Genomic DNA, 12,442 nt, shown 5'->3' on the forward strand with positions numbered 1-12,442 from the left:
GTACGTGCTGCTCCACCCGACCCCGGGGTTCGTCGTCCGAGGGGGGTCGATGATCGATGACGACACTCGTCCGCTCACATCGTGGGACGGGACGTAACACTCTCGGGTATCCGCTTCGATCACCAGAGTGACGTCGGACGTGAGGCGGGTGGATGGACAGCACCGGACCGTACGGGCGGTACTACGCGGAGCGCGCCGCGGCGGGTCAGCGCACCGTGCTGTGGCCGTGGCTGCTGCTGGCGCTGGTCGTGCCGGTGGTGCTGCTGGGCGGGGCGATCGTGAACGGCGACGACCGTGCCGAGGCGACCACCGTCCACCGGGCCGCGCCCGTCCCGGCGCGGGAGGCGACCGAGGGCGTGTACCGCGCCGGTCTCGACCTCGCACCGGGCACCTGGGCCACCGACGGTCCGACCCCGGGCCGGGAGTGCGGCTACACGCGCACCGGCGTGGACGGCACCGAGGTGTCCCGCGGGGTCCTGCACGGCCCGGCCGCCGCCCGGATCCTCGACGGCGAGTCGGTCGTCCTCACCGGAGCCTGCACCTGGTCGCTCCGCTGACCCGTCGGTCGGGATCGCCCGTCCGCGTGCCCGGTCCGTACATTCAGCGGGGTGCGTGACGCCGAGTCGGGACCGGTCCCCGGACCCGCCGTGCTCCGTCGCGAGCCGGGGCGGCTGCTCTGGGAGCAGCTGCTCGATGACCTGCGCCGCCGCCTGGACTCCGACGCGTTCACCCACGGCTTCCCCGGCGAGCTCGCCCTGGGCCGGGAGTACGGCGTCAGCAGACACACCGTCCGCCAGGCGGTGAAGGTGCTGCGCGACGAGGGCCGCGTCGTCGGGACGCGGGGCCGGCCGTCGCGGCAGGCGGCGCCGGTCGAGACCGCCCAGCGCCTGGGCGCGCTGTACAGCATCCACGAGTCCGTCCGGGCCATGGGCCTGGAGCAGCGCAGCGTCGTGCGCTCCCTGGACGTCCGCGCCGACGGCGTGGTCGCGGCGCGTCTCGGCCTGGAGGAGTCGACACCGCTGGTGCACCTGGAACGGCTGCGGCTGGCCGGTGGCGAGCCGCTCGCGCTGGACCGGGTGTGGCTCCCGCACGACCTGGCCGCGCCGCTGCTGCACGCCGACTTCACCGGGGTCGCCCTCTACCAGCGCTACGCCGAGCTGTGCGGCGTGGTGCTCACCGGTGGCCACGAGACCATCGCGCCGATCCTGCCCACCCCCGCCGAACACCGGCTGCTGGGCGGGAGCCCGTCGACCGCCGCGTTCTCGGTGTCCCGGCTCGGCAGCGCGAAGGGGCGCCCGGTCGAGTGGCGCCGCACGCTGGTGCGCGGGGACCGCTTCGTGCTGCGGGCCGACTTCTCCACCCGCGACGGCTACCAGCTCGACCTGCTCAAGGCCCCCGACCGCAGCGACCCGCGTCGCTGAACGCCCCTATGCGGGGCGAGCAGGTTCGGAGCGGACGAGCGCACCGTGCACGGTCCGGGCACCGACGACGAGCCAGGCCGCCACCAGCAGCACGTACAGCGCCATAGCGACGACGGCGAGCGCCGGCGTCCCCAGCCGTTCCACCAGCAGGTTCGTGCCGGTCACGCAGGTCCCCAACGGGAAGGTGAAGCTCCACCAGGTCAGCGTGAACGGCAGTCCCCGCCGGACGGTCCGCAGGGTCACCGCGGCCGCGAGCGCCAGCCACAGCATCGCGAACCCCCACACCGGGACTCCGTAGACCACCGCGATCACCGCCGCGGCGCCCGCGTACGGCTCCGGCACGCTGCCGGGCGCGGCGTTCGCCAGGAGCCCGGCCGCGGTGACCGACTGGCCGAGCGGGCCGAGCACGATCCACAGGGTGGGGACGGCCGCCGCCGGGCCGGTCCCGTGCACGACGAGCCGGTGCCAGATCTGCGGGAGCAGGGCCAGCGTCGCGAACAGGCTCATCCCGAACAGCGCGACGCAGGCGAGCAGCAGCGTGGTGCGGCCCTGGCCCGGCGCCAGGTGCACGACGAGCAGCGCCCCGTCCGCGGCCGACACCATCGGCGGCACCACCGGCAGCAGCCACGCGGGGGACACCGCGTCCGGCCCGACCGTGTGCCGGGTGATCATCAGATACGGCACGCCGACCGCGGTGACCAGCCCGAACACCGTCCCGACGAGCCACAGCACCGCGCTCGTCGCGAGCGCGGCCGGAGCGCCGAGCACGGCAGGGCCGAACTGGACCGCGCCGGCGCCGACCGTCATGAAGGCCATCGCGACGGCGCCGTAGGACTGCACGGCCACCGGGTCCGCGGCGTGCGCGCGGGCCCGCTCGGGGGAGCGCACCCGGTGCGCCACCGCCGCGGCCACGAGCACCACCAGCAGTGCCGAGGCCAGGCCCCACACCCCGGTCGCCCACGCGGTCAGCAGCGGGGAGCGGAACGGCAGCGTCGCGGCGGCCCCGCCGACGATCCCGGTGCCCATCACCGCGGCGAACCAGTTCGGCCCGAACGACCGGACCGCGTCGCCCGGGGTGTCGAGCCCGCGCAGCAGCCCGAGGCGGACGAACGCGTGCGGCGGAGCGGCCGCGGCCGGGGGACGGAGGTGCGTGGTCATGTCCCCACGGTCGGCCGGTCGGTGACCGGGCGGTACCCGTCGCGGCGTTGCGGAGTCACAATCAGAGGTTGTGACCCTGTCCCCGCGCGTCGCCGACCTCGTGCCCTACGACCTGCTGGTCTCGGTCGCCACCCTGGGGAGCATGGGCAGGGCTGCCGCGGTCCACGGCATCTCCCAGGCCGCGGTCAGCGCCCGGGTCAGGACGCTGGAGGCCGCACTCGGGCTGACCCTGCTGGAACGGTCGCCGCGCGGTACCCGGCTCACCCCGGACGGGGCGCTCGTCGTCGAACGGGCGCGGGCCGTGCTGGACGCCGCGCACGCCCTGGACGAGGGCGTCGCCGCGCTGCGCACCGACCGGGCGGCCCGGCTGCGGGTGGCCGCCAGCTTCACCGTCGCGGAGTACCTGCTGCCCCGCTGGCTGGTCGCGCTGCGCGCCGAGCTGCCCGGCACCGCGGTCACGCTGACCTCGCACAACACCGCCGAGGTGGTCGACGACGTCCGCTCCGGCGACGCCGACCTCGGATTCGTCGAGGGCCCGGACCTGCCCGCCGACCTCGACGGCCAGGTCGTCGGGCGGGACCGGCTGGTGCTCGTCGTCGCGCCGGACCACCCGTGGGCCCGGCGCCGTGCGGTGGACGCGGCGCGGCTCGCGACGACGCCGCTGGTGGCCCGCGAGCCCGGCTCGGGCACCCGGGAGTTCCTGGAGCGCGCCCTCGGGGACCTCGCGCCGCCGGTGCTGGAGCTCGGCTCGACGACGGCGATCAAGAACGCGGTCGCGGGCGGCGCGGGCCCGGCGGTGATCAGCGGTCTGGCGGTGGCGGCCGAGGTGGCGGCCGGAACGCTGCGGACGGTCCCGGTGCGCGGCGCCGACCTGCAGCGACGCCTGCGCGCCGCCTGGCGGCGGGGCCGCGCGCCGTCCGGGCCCGCGCTGGTCCTGGTGCGGCTCGCGGCTCACCGCTGACCGGTCCCGGGGCACCGCAGGTTCCCGTCCGCGACGGACGGGCGCCGCGGACGGGACCGTCGAGGTGCAGGCTCAGCAGGCAGCCAAGGCCGTGTCGAGGTCCGGGTACCAGGTGATGACCTGGTCCAGCCCGGTCATCCGCACCGGTCGGATCACCGCCCGGTTGTCCGGGCCGGTGACCCCGTCCAGGCGGACCCCGGCCTCGCCGGCCGCGCGCGAGGACCGGACCACCGCCGTCAGACCGTGCGACCCGAGGAACCCGACGCCGGACAGGTCCAGCAGGGCCCGCGCCGGTCGCGTCTGGTGGAGCATCTCCGACATCCGCACCCGGATCGCCTCGGCCTCGGCGAGGTCGACCTCGCCGATCACCTCGAGGACGGTCACCCCGGGCGCCGGGGTGTGCTCGCGCAGGCTCACCCGGGAGTGCGGTTCCGGCCAGCTGCCCGTGTGGCCGAGCCGCCGGCGGTCGGGCTCGGCCGCCGTCACGACGGCCGCCCGACGCCGGGCACGCCTGGCCGGCGACCCCGCCTGCCCGATGGGGCGGGGCCGCGTGTCCGGGAACGTGCGGCCGAGTTTCCGATGGGCTCACCGTACCGGGCCCGGGTCGGTTGTCCACCGGTCGACCTGCAGGATCCCGGCCCGAGGGACAGTCTTCACCGGGTGACCACCTCCGCATCACCGCGGCCGGAGGACCCGGCCGGCGACGGCGCCGTGACCGTCGTGCGGCGCGGGCCGACGGGTGTACCGGCACACCGCCGGGTCGATCGTCCGGCTGCCGCAGGAGTGATCCGCCGACCGCCGGGAACCCCGTCGGGGCACACCCGAGGAGAGGACACCCGTCGTGCAGATCGGCTTCAAGCTCTTCGCCGAGGCCTACACACCGCAGGAGATGGTCCGTCAGGCCGTCCGTGCCGAGGAGGCCGGTTTCGACTTCGTCGAGATCTCCGACCACTACCACCCGTGGCTGGAGAGCCACGGCCACTCCGGGTTCGCCTGGTCGATCCTCGCCGCCATCGCGATGCGGACCGAGCGGATCGGCCTGGCCACCGGGGTGACCTGCCCGACGATCCGCTACCACCCGGCGATCATCGCCCAGGCCGCGGCGACGACCGCGCTGCTGTCCGAGGGCCGGTTCACCCTCGGCGTCGGCTCGGGCGAGCAGCTGTCCGAGCACGTCACCGGACATCCGTGGCCGGTCGTCGGCGTGCGGCACGCGATGCTCCGCGAGGCGTTGGAGATCATCCGGCTGCTGTGGACCGGTGGCTACCGGACCTACCGCGGCACCCACCTGTCCGTCGAGGACTCGCGGGTGTTCGACCTGCCGGAGACGCTGCCGGACATCGTCGTCGCCGCGGGTGGGCCGAAGGCGGCCCGGATCGCCGGTGAGCTGGGTGACGGCCTGTTCGCCACCGAGCCCCGCACCGACCTGATCGACGCCTACACCGCCGCCGGCGGCACCGGTTCCCGCTGGGCCGAGGTCCCGCTGGCCTACGCCGGAACCGTCGACGCGGCGCTGGAGTCGGCGCACCGGCTGTTCCGGTTCGGTCCGACCGGCTGGAAGATCCAGGCCGAGCTGCCCAACGTGCGCAACTTCGAGGCGGCGACGGCCTTCGTCCGTCAGGAGGACATGGCCGACGCGTTCGGAGCGGGCCCGGACGTCGAGGCCCACGTCGCGACGGTGCAGGGCTTCGCCGACGCGGGCTACGACCGGCTCGCGCTGATCAGCGCCGGACCGGACGTCGACGAGTTCTTCACCTTCTACGAGGAGCAGCTCGCCGGCCGCCTGCGCGACCTCGCCGACCGGTGACCACGGATCGGGCACCGGACGGGTCGGCGTGCGACGTGTCCGGTGCCCGACCGTGACCACGGCCGGTCGGCCGTACGGTCCCGGTGACCGCGCCGCGGCAGGCACCGGGACGAGCGGGCCCCTCGTCAGCCGTCCAGCTTCGACGGGTCCAGGGTCGCCGTCTTCACCCCGAGGCTGCGGTTGAGCAGCAGGGTGATCCCGTAGAGGACCAGGCCGAGCAGGAGCAGCAGCCCGGCCAGCTCGTACTGGATCGCGTCCCGCCCGGAGAAGGGCAGGACCAGGTACAGGCTCGCGACCGCGCCGACGATCGGCAGTCCGGGCGGAGCCCGGAAGTGGTCCTCGGCGATCCGGTCGCGGCGCAGCACCAGCACCGCGATGTTGACGATCGTGAACACCGCGAGCAGCAGCAGCGACGTGGTGCCGCCGAGCGCGGAGACGACGTCGGAGTCCGAGTCGAGCGACACGTAGCTGATCAGGGCGAACGAGATCAGCGTCGTGAAGATGATCGACACCCACGGCGTGCGGCGGAACGGGTGCACCCTGGCCAGCGGCTTGGGCAGCACGGCCTGGTTGGCCATCCCGTAGAGCAGCCGCGATGCCATCAGCATGTTGATCAGGGCCGAGTTGGCGACGGCGAACATCGAGATGAACGGCAGCACGACGTCGGCCGGGATGCCGGGGGCGCCGGCGCGGACGACCTCGACCAGCGGAGTCTCGCTCGCGGCCAGCGGGCCGACCGGGACCAGCGCCACCGAGCAGATGGCGACGAGCACGTAGATGATCCCGGTGACGGTCAGGCCGGTGATCATGATCTTGGGGAAGATGCGGCGCGGCTCGTGGCACTCCTCGGCCATGTTCACCGAGTCCTCGAAGCCGACCATCGCGAAGAACGCGAGCGAGGTCGCCGAGGTGACGGCGAGGAACACCCCCTTGTCCTCCGGGGTGTCGAAGGCGACCACGCGCGACCAGTCGGCGTCGCCGCCGGCGATGGCGTAGATCCCGATCAGGATCACCAGGAGCAGGCCGGACAGCTCGACCAGGGTGAGCACTACGTTGAGCTTCACGCTCTCGCCGACGCCGCGGAAGTTCACCAGCGCGACCAGCAGCATGAAGCCGAGCGCGATCAGGACGATCCCGCCGTTGCCCAGGTCCAGCCCGAAGCCCTCGTTCAGGTTCGCCGCGAACGCCCGGGACGCCGTCGACGCCGAGGTGATCCCCGAGCTCATCACCACGAAGGTGACCATGAAGGTCAGGAAGTGGATGCCGAACGCCTTGTGCGTGTAGAGCGCCGCGCCCGCTGCCTGCGGGTACTTGGTGACGAGCTCCAGGTAGGAGAACGCGGTGATCATGGCGACGGCGAAGGCGACCAGGAACGGCACCCACGCCGCCCCGCCGACCTCCTCGGCGACCTGACCGACCAGGGCGTAGATCCCGGTACCCAGGATGTCGCCGATGATGAACAGCAGCAGCAGCTTGGGCCCCATGACGCGCTTCAGCCCGGGACCGTCCTCCGCCACCTGCGTCGTGGCTTCCGCCATCGTGCCGTGCTCCCCTCCGCGGCGGCCCGGTGCCGCCCGCGACCGGGCCAGCCTGGTGGGGGGTTCGTGCCGTGTCGAGTCGAAAGGGCGGCGTGTTTCCTCCGGAACGAGTGTGTGTGCCGTCGGCCACGGGACGGCCACCCTCCGATGTCTGCTCGCGGGCCGTCGGGCGGCGCCCCGGAGGAACCGGGCTCAGCCGCGGTGGCGGGGCCGGCGCGGAGTGTCCGGGTAGGGCTCGGGGTGGCCGTCGTCGACCGGGCCGGGCCGGGGTGCCTGCGGCGCGGGCTGCGGAGGCAGCGGACGGCCCTGTGGCTGCCCGGGCGGCACCGGCGGCGCCGGCGCCGTTGGCTGCCCGACGGCACCGGGCGACGGCGCGAGGGTCCGCTCGCGGTCCCGCTCGGCCTGGTCGCGGAGCAGGTCGCGGATCTCCTTGAGCAGGTCCAGGTCGGTCTCCAGGGCCGGGTCCTCCGCGTCGCGCCTGCGGCGGTCCTGGAGCCACTTCATCGGGAAGACGACCAGGAAGTAGATGACCGCGGCGGTGATCAGGAAGGTGATGACGGCGTTGAGGAAGCTCGCGTAGTCGAGCTGCACCTCGTCGGTCAGCGGGATCGTGCCCGGGGGCACGGCGTTCTCCCCGCCGGAGAACAACCGGAGCAGCGGCTCCAGGAACGCCTTGGTGAAGGCGGTGACCACGGACGTGAACGCCGCACCGATGACGACGGCGACGGCCAGGTCGATCACGTTGCCGCGCAGCAGGAATTCCTTGAAGCCCTTCAGCACGCCGGAGCACTCCTCGGGGTCGGGGGCGGGGTGGGTCCGGCGCAGGAGGGTAACCGGACCGGGACCGCCGCGCCGGGCCTGCGGCTGCCCGGTGCCGCACCGGCCCGGGCGGTGGGGGTCAGGCGGTGGGGCCGGCCCCGGCCGCCGGAGCGTCCGTGCGGGCAGAGGCGTCCGGGACGCCCGGGCGGGCGGCGATGAGCCGGTCCAGGAAGTCCCCGGCCTCGCGGGCGGCGCGGTCCACGTCGCCGTCCGCGATGGCATCGACGATCCCGGTGTGCGAGATGTCGTCGTCGGTGCCCGCGGTGCCCGGCATCGTGGTCTTCACGCTGTCCGCGACCGCCTCCACCACGCCCCGGTAGAGCTCGACGAGCAGGCTGTTGCCCGCACAGCGGACGACGGCGACGTGGAAGTCGGTGTCGGCGCGGGCGGCGAGCTCCACGTCCGCGGCGTCCGGCTCCTCCCCGCGACGGCCGCACTCCGCGACGGCGGCGACGGCCCGGTCGCGCTCGGCCAGCGCGGCCCGCAGGACGGTCAGGTCGGCGTCGGTCCGGCGGGCGGCCGCCATCCGGGCCGCCTCGACCTCCAGGGTGCGGCGGACCTCCAGCACCTCGCGCAGCTCCGGGCCGCACAGCGTGCGCAGCGCCCCGGACAGCTCGGTGGTGGCCCGCACGTAGGTGCCGTCGCCCTGGCGCACCTCCAGCAGGCCGCCGTGGGAGAGGGCACGGACGGCCTCGCGGACGGTGTTCCGGCCGACCTCCAACGACGAGGCCAGCTCCGACTCCGGCGGGATCCGGGCGCCGACCGGCCACTCACCGCCGGTGATGGCGGAACGGAGCTGACCGATGACCTGGTCGACCAGGCCACCGCGGCGCGCTGTGACGAGAGGCACCGGAACATCCTTCCATCCGAACATCCTACGTCTGTAACAATACTGTTTCGTGAGCATTGCTGAGCAGGAGACACGCGCGGAGGAGACCATCGCCACCGGACGGGCCGAGGACATCGGGCCGTCGCGCCGTGGCGCGCTCGTCGGGACCCCCCTGCTCGTCGTCGGGGTGGCGCTCGCCGCCGCGAACCTCCGTCCGGCCGTGACCTCGATGTCCTCGGTGCTCGGCGAGGTCCGCGACGGCCTCGGTGCCTCCGCGATCTGGGCCAGCGTGCTCACCGCCGTCCCCACCATCTGCTTCGGTCTCGCCGCGATCGCGGCCCCGCTGCTCGCCCGTCGCCTCGGCACGGCCCGCGCGATCGGCCTGGCGATGGCGGTCCTGACCGCGGGGCTCGTGCTGCGCGTCGTCGACGGCCCGTGGGTCGTGCTCGGCGGCACCTTCGTCGCCGCGGCGGGCATCGCGATCGGCAACGTGCTGATCCCGGTGGTGGTCAAGCAGTCCTTCCCGCACGCCGTCGGCCGGGTCACCGGCATCTACACCGCGGCGCTGGCCGCGGGTGGCGGGATCGGCGCGGCGTTCACCCCGCCGCTGGAGCCACTGCTCGGCGGCTGGCGCGGCGCGGTCGGGGCGTGGGCGCTGCTGTCGCTGGCCGCACTCGTCGTGTGGGCCGCCGGGGCCCGGCACGGCGAGCCGGAGCCGGTCGTGCGCACCGCGGAGGCCGTGGAGCGACGCCCGATGGTGCGCCGCCCGCTGGCCTGGGTGGTCACCGCGTTCTTCGGGCTGCAGGCCTGCGTCGCCTACGTCGCGATGGGCTGGCTGTCGGAGCTGTTCGTCTCGGTCGGGGTGACCCGCACCGACGCCGGCCTGATGCTCGCCCTGATCAACCTCATCGGCATCCCGCTGAGCTTCATCATCCCGCCGATCGCGCTGAACCGGCCGTCGCAGTCGGGCTGGATCGTCGGGCTCGCCTGCTGCTCGCTGGCCGCCGTCGCCGGGCTCGCGATCGCCCCGGCCGCCGCGCCGTGGCTGTGGACGGTCCTGCTCGGCACCGGCATGGCGGTCTTCCCGCTGGGGCTCGGCGTGATCGCGCTGCGCACCCGCGAGTCCGCCGAGACCACCGACCTGTCGGCGATGGCGCAGGGCTTCGGCTACCTCATCGGCGCGGCGGGTCCGTTCCTGTTCGGGGTCCTGCACGGCGCCACCGGTTCCTGGACGCCGTCGCTGGTGCTGCTCGGCGTGGTGATCGTCGTCGAGATGGTGCTGGGCTGGGTCGCGGGACGCCCGCGACTCGTCTGAAGGCCGGCCGCGCGGCACCGTCGCGGTGATATATGAGAGCCCCCGGTGCCGCGTCCGGCGTCGTGGGCCCGGTGTACCGTCGTGGACGTCCGATCTCCCGGCGCATCTCCGCCCGGCGGCGGCCCGAGATCGGGGTCCTCGATCCGTCAGGGAGTACTCGTGACCGACACCGCCCTTCCCCCGGCCGGGGACACGGCGCGGCTGGTCGACCAGACCGGCCCGTACTTCGGCCGCTTCGGCGGCCGCTACGTCCCGGAGGCGCTGGTCGCCGCGCTGGACGAGCTCGAGCAGGCCTACCACGCGGCGATGACCGACGAGGCCTTCCAGGCCGAGCTCGCCGAGCTGCACCGCACCTACTCGGGGCGTCCGAGCCTGCTCACCGAGGCGCCGCGGTTCGCCGCGCACGCGGGCGGTGCACGCATCCTGCTCAAGCGGGAGGATCTGAACCACACCGGCTCGCACAAGATCAACAACGTGCTGGGCCAGGCACTGCTCACCAAGCGGATGGGCAAGACCCGGGTCATCGCGGAGACCGGCGCCGGGCAGCACGGTGTCGCCTCGGCCACCGCCGCCGCCCTGATGGGGCTGGAGTGCGTCGTCTACATGGGCGAGGTCGACACCGAGCGCCAGGCGCTCAACGTCGCCCGGATGCGCATGCTCGGCGCCGAGGTCCGCCCGGTCACCTCGGGCACGCGCACCCTCAAGGACGCGATGAACGAGGCGATGCGCGACTGGGTCACCAACGTGGCCGACACGCACTACCTCATCGGCTCGGTCGCCGGTCCGCACCCGTTCCCGGCGATGGTGCGCGACTTCCAGCGGATCATCGGGGTCGAGGCCCGCCAGCAGGTCCAGGACCTGACCGGTGCGCTGCCCGACCTGGTGTGCGCCTGTGTCGGCGGCGGCTCCAACGCGATGGGCATCTTCCACGCCTTCCTCGACGACACCTCGGTCGAGCTGGTCGGGTTCGAGGCGGGCGGCGACGGCGTCGACACCCCGCGGCACGCGTCGTCGATCGGCGGCGGCGACGTCGGGGTCCTGCACGGCTCGCGCAGCTTCATCCTCCAGGACGAGGACGGCCAGACCCGCGACTCGCACTCCATCTCCGCCGGTCTGGACTACCCGGGCGTCGGCCCGGAGCACTCCTGGCTGCACGACATGAAGCGCGCCCGCTACGAGTCGGTCACCGACGCCGAGGCGATGGACGCCTTCCGCCTGCTCTGCCGCACCGAGGGCATCATCCCGGCCATCGAGAGCGCGCACGCGCTGGCCGGTGCGCTGCGCGAGGCGAAGCGCCTGGGCGAGGGCAAGGTCGTGCTGGTCAACCTGTCCGGCCGTGGCGACAAGGACGTCGACACCGCGGCGAAGTACTTCCAGCTCATCGACGAAGAGGGCAACGCCGTGACGGACGGAGCGGTCTGATGGCCAGCGTGGCGCAGCGGATCGAGGCGGTCCGGGCCGAGGGCCGCGCCGCACTGGTCGGGTACCTGCCGGTCGGCTTCCCGACCGTCGAGGGCTCGGTCGAGGCGATGCGGGCGATGGTCGCGGGCGGCGTCGACGTCGTCGAGGTCGGGCTGCCCTACTCCGACCCGCTGATGGACGGCCCGGTCATCCAGCGCGCCACCCAGCAGGCGCTGGACAACGGCGCCCGCTCCCGCGACGCGTTCACCGCCGTCCGCGGGGTCGTCGACGCCGGCGCGCCGGCGCTGGTCATGACCTACTGGAACCTCGTCGACCGCTACGGCATCGAGCGGTTCGCCGCCGACCTCGCCGAGGCGGGCGGTTCCGGTCTGATCACGCCCGACCTGCTGCCCGACGACTGCGACGAGTGGCTCGCCGCGTCGGAGAAGCACGACCTCGACCGGATCTTCCTGGTCGCCCAGACCACCACCCCCGAGCGGATGCGGATGACCGTCGGCGCGAGCCGTGGCTTCCTCTACGCCGCGTCCCTGATGGGCGTCACCGGCGTCCGCTCGGTCGGCGTCGAGGCTCGTGACCTGGTCACCCGTGCGCGGGAGCACGCGACCCTGCCGGTGTGCGTCGGCCTGGGTGTGCGGACCGCGGAGCAGGCGGCCGACGTCGCCTCCTACGCCGACGGCGTCATCGTCGGCACGGCGTTCGTGCAGGCCCTGGAGTCCGGTGGGCCGTCCGCGGTCGAGTCGCTCGCCCGCGAGCTCGCCGAGGGCGTCCGGGCCGCGGAGCGCGTCTCCGCCTGACGGAGTCACCCGGCCGCGCCTCCGACCAGGGGCGCTGCCGTCCGACCTGCCGTGCGACCGCGGCGCCACGAGGGTGCGTCGTGGTCGACCGCCGGGCTCGGGCCCGCCGCGGCCGGGCGCAGACGCGTCGCCGCCGTCGGCCCTGTCCGCGGGCCGGTGCGTGCCGTCGGGGGCCGATCGGACGGGACCAGCGGTGGTCGCGCGCGGTGAGCGTGAGGTCCCTGAGAGTCGTCGCGGCGGTCGGCCGTAGGTCGGTAGGCCGACCGGAGCGATCGGACCCCGCCCGCCGGACGGCGACGACCGGACGGCGGTGGGTGCTCTCAGGAACGCAACCCCGCCGCGGTGGGGTTCCTATGTTCGTGTCACCGCACCGCGGCC

12 protein-coding genes are annotated in these 12,442 nt (G+C 74.2%); 7 read left to right on the plus strand and 5 right to left on the minus strand.

All coding sequences use genetic code 11. The features are described 5' to 3' along the window. The first annotated feature begins 152 nt into the window (after positions 1 to 152). Together Ae717Ps2_RS28285 and Ae717Ps2_RS28290 are read left to right on the plus strand one after the other, a co-directional pair. Positions 153 to 557 carry a hypothetical protein gene (locus Ae717Ps2_RS28285; protein ID WP_075308970.1) on the plus strand — a complete coding sequence of 135 codons (405 nt, stop codon included), beginning with the start codon at positions 153 to 155 and terminating at the stop codon, positions 555 to 557. A 51-nt stretch (positions 558 to 608) separates the two neighbouring features. Continuing rightward, positions 609 to 1,421 carry a GntR family transcriptional regulator gene (locus tag Ae717Ps2_RS28290; protein WP_020627738.1) on the plus strand — a complete coding sequence of 271 codons (813 nt, stop codon included), beginning with the start codon at positions 609 to 611 and terminating at the stop codon, positions 1,419 to 1,421. A 6-nt stretch (positions 1,422 to 1,427) separates the two neighbouring features. Here Ae717Ps2_RS28290 and Ae717Ps2_RS28295 read toward each other — a convergent pair whose 3' ends face one another. Continuing rightward, positions 1,428 to 2,579: a TDT family transporter gene (locus Ae717Ps2_RS28295; protein ID WP_075308968.1), complete on the minus strand. Its 1,152-nt coding sequence runs from the start codon at positions 2,577 to 2,579 to the stop codon at positions 1,428 to 1,430. Positions 2,580 to 2,649: 70 nt separating this feature from the next. On the opposite strand from Ae717Ps2_RS28295, the gene Ae717Ps2_RS28300 reads away from it, so the two are divergent. Further along, entirely contained in the window at positions 2,650 to 3,540 is an 891-nt protein-coding gene (locus tag Ae717Ps2_RS28300; protein WP_075308966.1) for a LysR family transcriptional regulator, read from the plus strand. A gap of 72 nt (positions 3,541 to 3,612) precedes the next feature. Here Ae717Ps2_RS28300 and Ae717Ps2_RS28305 read toward each other — a convergent pair whose 3' ends face one another. After that, complete coding sequence (locus Ae717Ps2_RS28305) at positions 3,613 to 4,026, minus strand: STAS domain-containing protein (protein ID WP_020627735.1); 414 nt, start codon at positions 4,024 to 4,026, stop codon at positions 3,613 to 3,615. Between the two features lie 355 nt (positions 4,027 to 4,381). Here Ae717Ps2_RS28305 and Ae717Ps2_RS28310 point away from each other — a divergent pair, with 355 nt between their 5' ends. Continuing rightward, positions 4,382 to 5,347, plus strand: coding sequence for a TIGR03557 family F420-dependent LLM class oxidoreductase (locus Ae717Ps2_RS28310; RefSeq protein ID WP_075334082.1), 966 nt, complete (start codon positions 4,382 to 4,384; stop codon positions 5,345 to 5,347). A gap of 125 nt (positions 5,348 to 5,472) precedes the next feature. Here Ae717Ps2_RS28310 and Ae717Ps2_RS28315 read toward each other — a convergent pair whose 3' ends face one another. From Ae717Ps2_RS28315 to Ae717Ps2_RS28325, 3 genes are all read right to left on the minus strand, one after another. Continuing rightward, positions 5,473 to 6,885 carry an APC family permease gene (locus Ae717Ps2_RS28315; RefSeq protein WP_043282049.1) on the minus strand — a complete coding sequence of 471 codons (1,413 nt, stop codon included), beginning with the start codon at positions 6,883 to 6,885 and terminating at the stop codon, positions 5,473 to 5,475. Positions 6,886 to 7,077: 192 nt separating this feature from the next. Beyond that, a complete protein-coding gene (gene mscL, locus Ae717Ps2_RS40565) occupies positions 7,078 to 7,665 on the minus strand; it encodes a large-conductance mechanosensitive channel protein MscL (RefSeq protein ID WP_020627732.1) in 588 nt (195 codons plus the stop codon). 118 nt (positions 7,666 to 7,783) lie between these two features. Beyond that, complete coding sequence (locus tag Ae717Ps2_RS28325) at positions 7,784 to 8,554, minus strand: FadR/GntR family transcriptional regulator (protein ID WP_083695469.1); 771 nt, start codon at positions 8,552 to 8,554, stop codon at positions 7,784 to 7,786. A gap of 49 nt (positions 8,555 to 8,603) precedes the next feature. Between Ae717Ps2_RS28325 and Ae717Ps2_RS28330 the strand changes: the two genes are divergently transcribed. The 3 genes from Ae717Ps2_RS28330 (at position 8,604) to trpA (ending at position 12,064) form a co-directional block, all read left to right on the plus strand. Beyond that, the gene (locus Ae717Ps2_RS28330; protein ID WP_020623503.1) at positions 8,604 to 9,848 is read left to right on the plus strand and encodes an MFS transporter; all 1,245 of its coding nucleotides are present in this window, start codon (positions 8,604 to 8,606) and stop codon (positions 9,846 to 9,848) included. 159 nt (positions 9,849 to 10,007) lie between these two features. Continuing rightward, positions 10,008 to 11,270, plus strand: coding sequence for a tryptophan synthase subunit beta (trpB, locus tag Ae717Ps2_RS28335; RefSeq protein WP_020623504.1), 1,263 nt, complete (start codon positions 10,008 to 10,010; stop codon positions 11,268 to 11,270). After that, positions 11,270 to 12,064, plus strand: coding sequence for a tryptophan synthase subunit alpha (gene trpA / locus Ae717Ps2_RS28340; protein WP_075308960.1), 795 nt, complete (start codon positions 11,270 to 11,272; stop codon positions 12,062 to 12,064). Before trpB ends, trpA begins: the two co-directional genes overlap by 1 nt. Positions 12,065 to 12,442 lie beyond the last annotated feature (378 nt).

Source organism: Pseudonocardia sp. Ae717_Ps2 (assembly GCF_001932475.1).
Lineage (GTDB): Bacteria > Actinomycetota > Actinomycetes > Mycobacteriales > Pseudonocardiaceae > Pseudonocardia.

What these genes read in the sequence shown, in the direction of transcription:
- Ae717Ps2_RS28285 (WP_075308970.1), top strand. Translation starts at nt 153, where the DNA reads ATGGACAGCACCGGACCGTACGGGCGGTACTACGCGGAGCGCGCCGCG.
- Ae717Ps2_RS28295 (WP_075308968.1), bottom strand. Translation starts at nt 2,579, where the DNA reads ATGACCACGCACCTCCGTCCCCCGGCCGCGGCCGCTCCGCCGCACGCG.
- Ae717Ps2_RS28315 (WP_043282049.1), bottom strand. Translation starts at nt 6,885, where the DNA reads ATGGCGGAAGCCACGACGCAGGTGGCGGAGGACGGTCCCGGGCTGAAG.
- trpA (WP_075308960.1), top strand. Translation starts at nt 11,270, where the DNA reads ATGGCCAGCGTGGCGCAGCGGATCGAGGCGGTCCGGGCCGAGGGCCGC.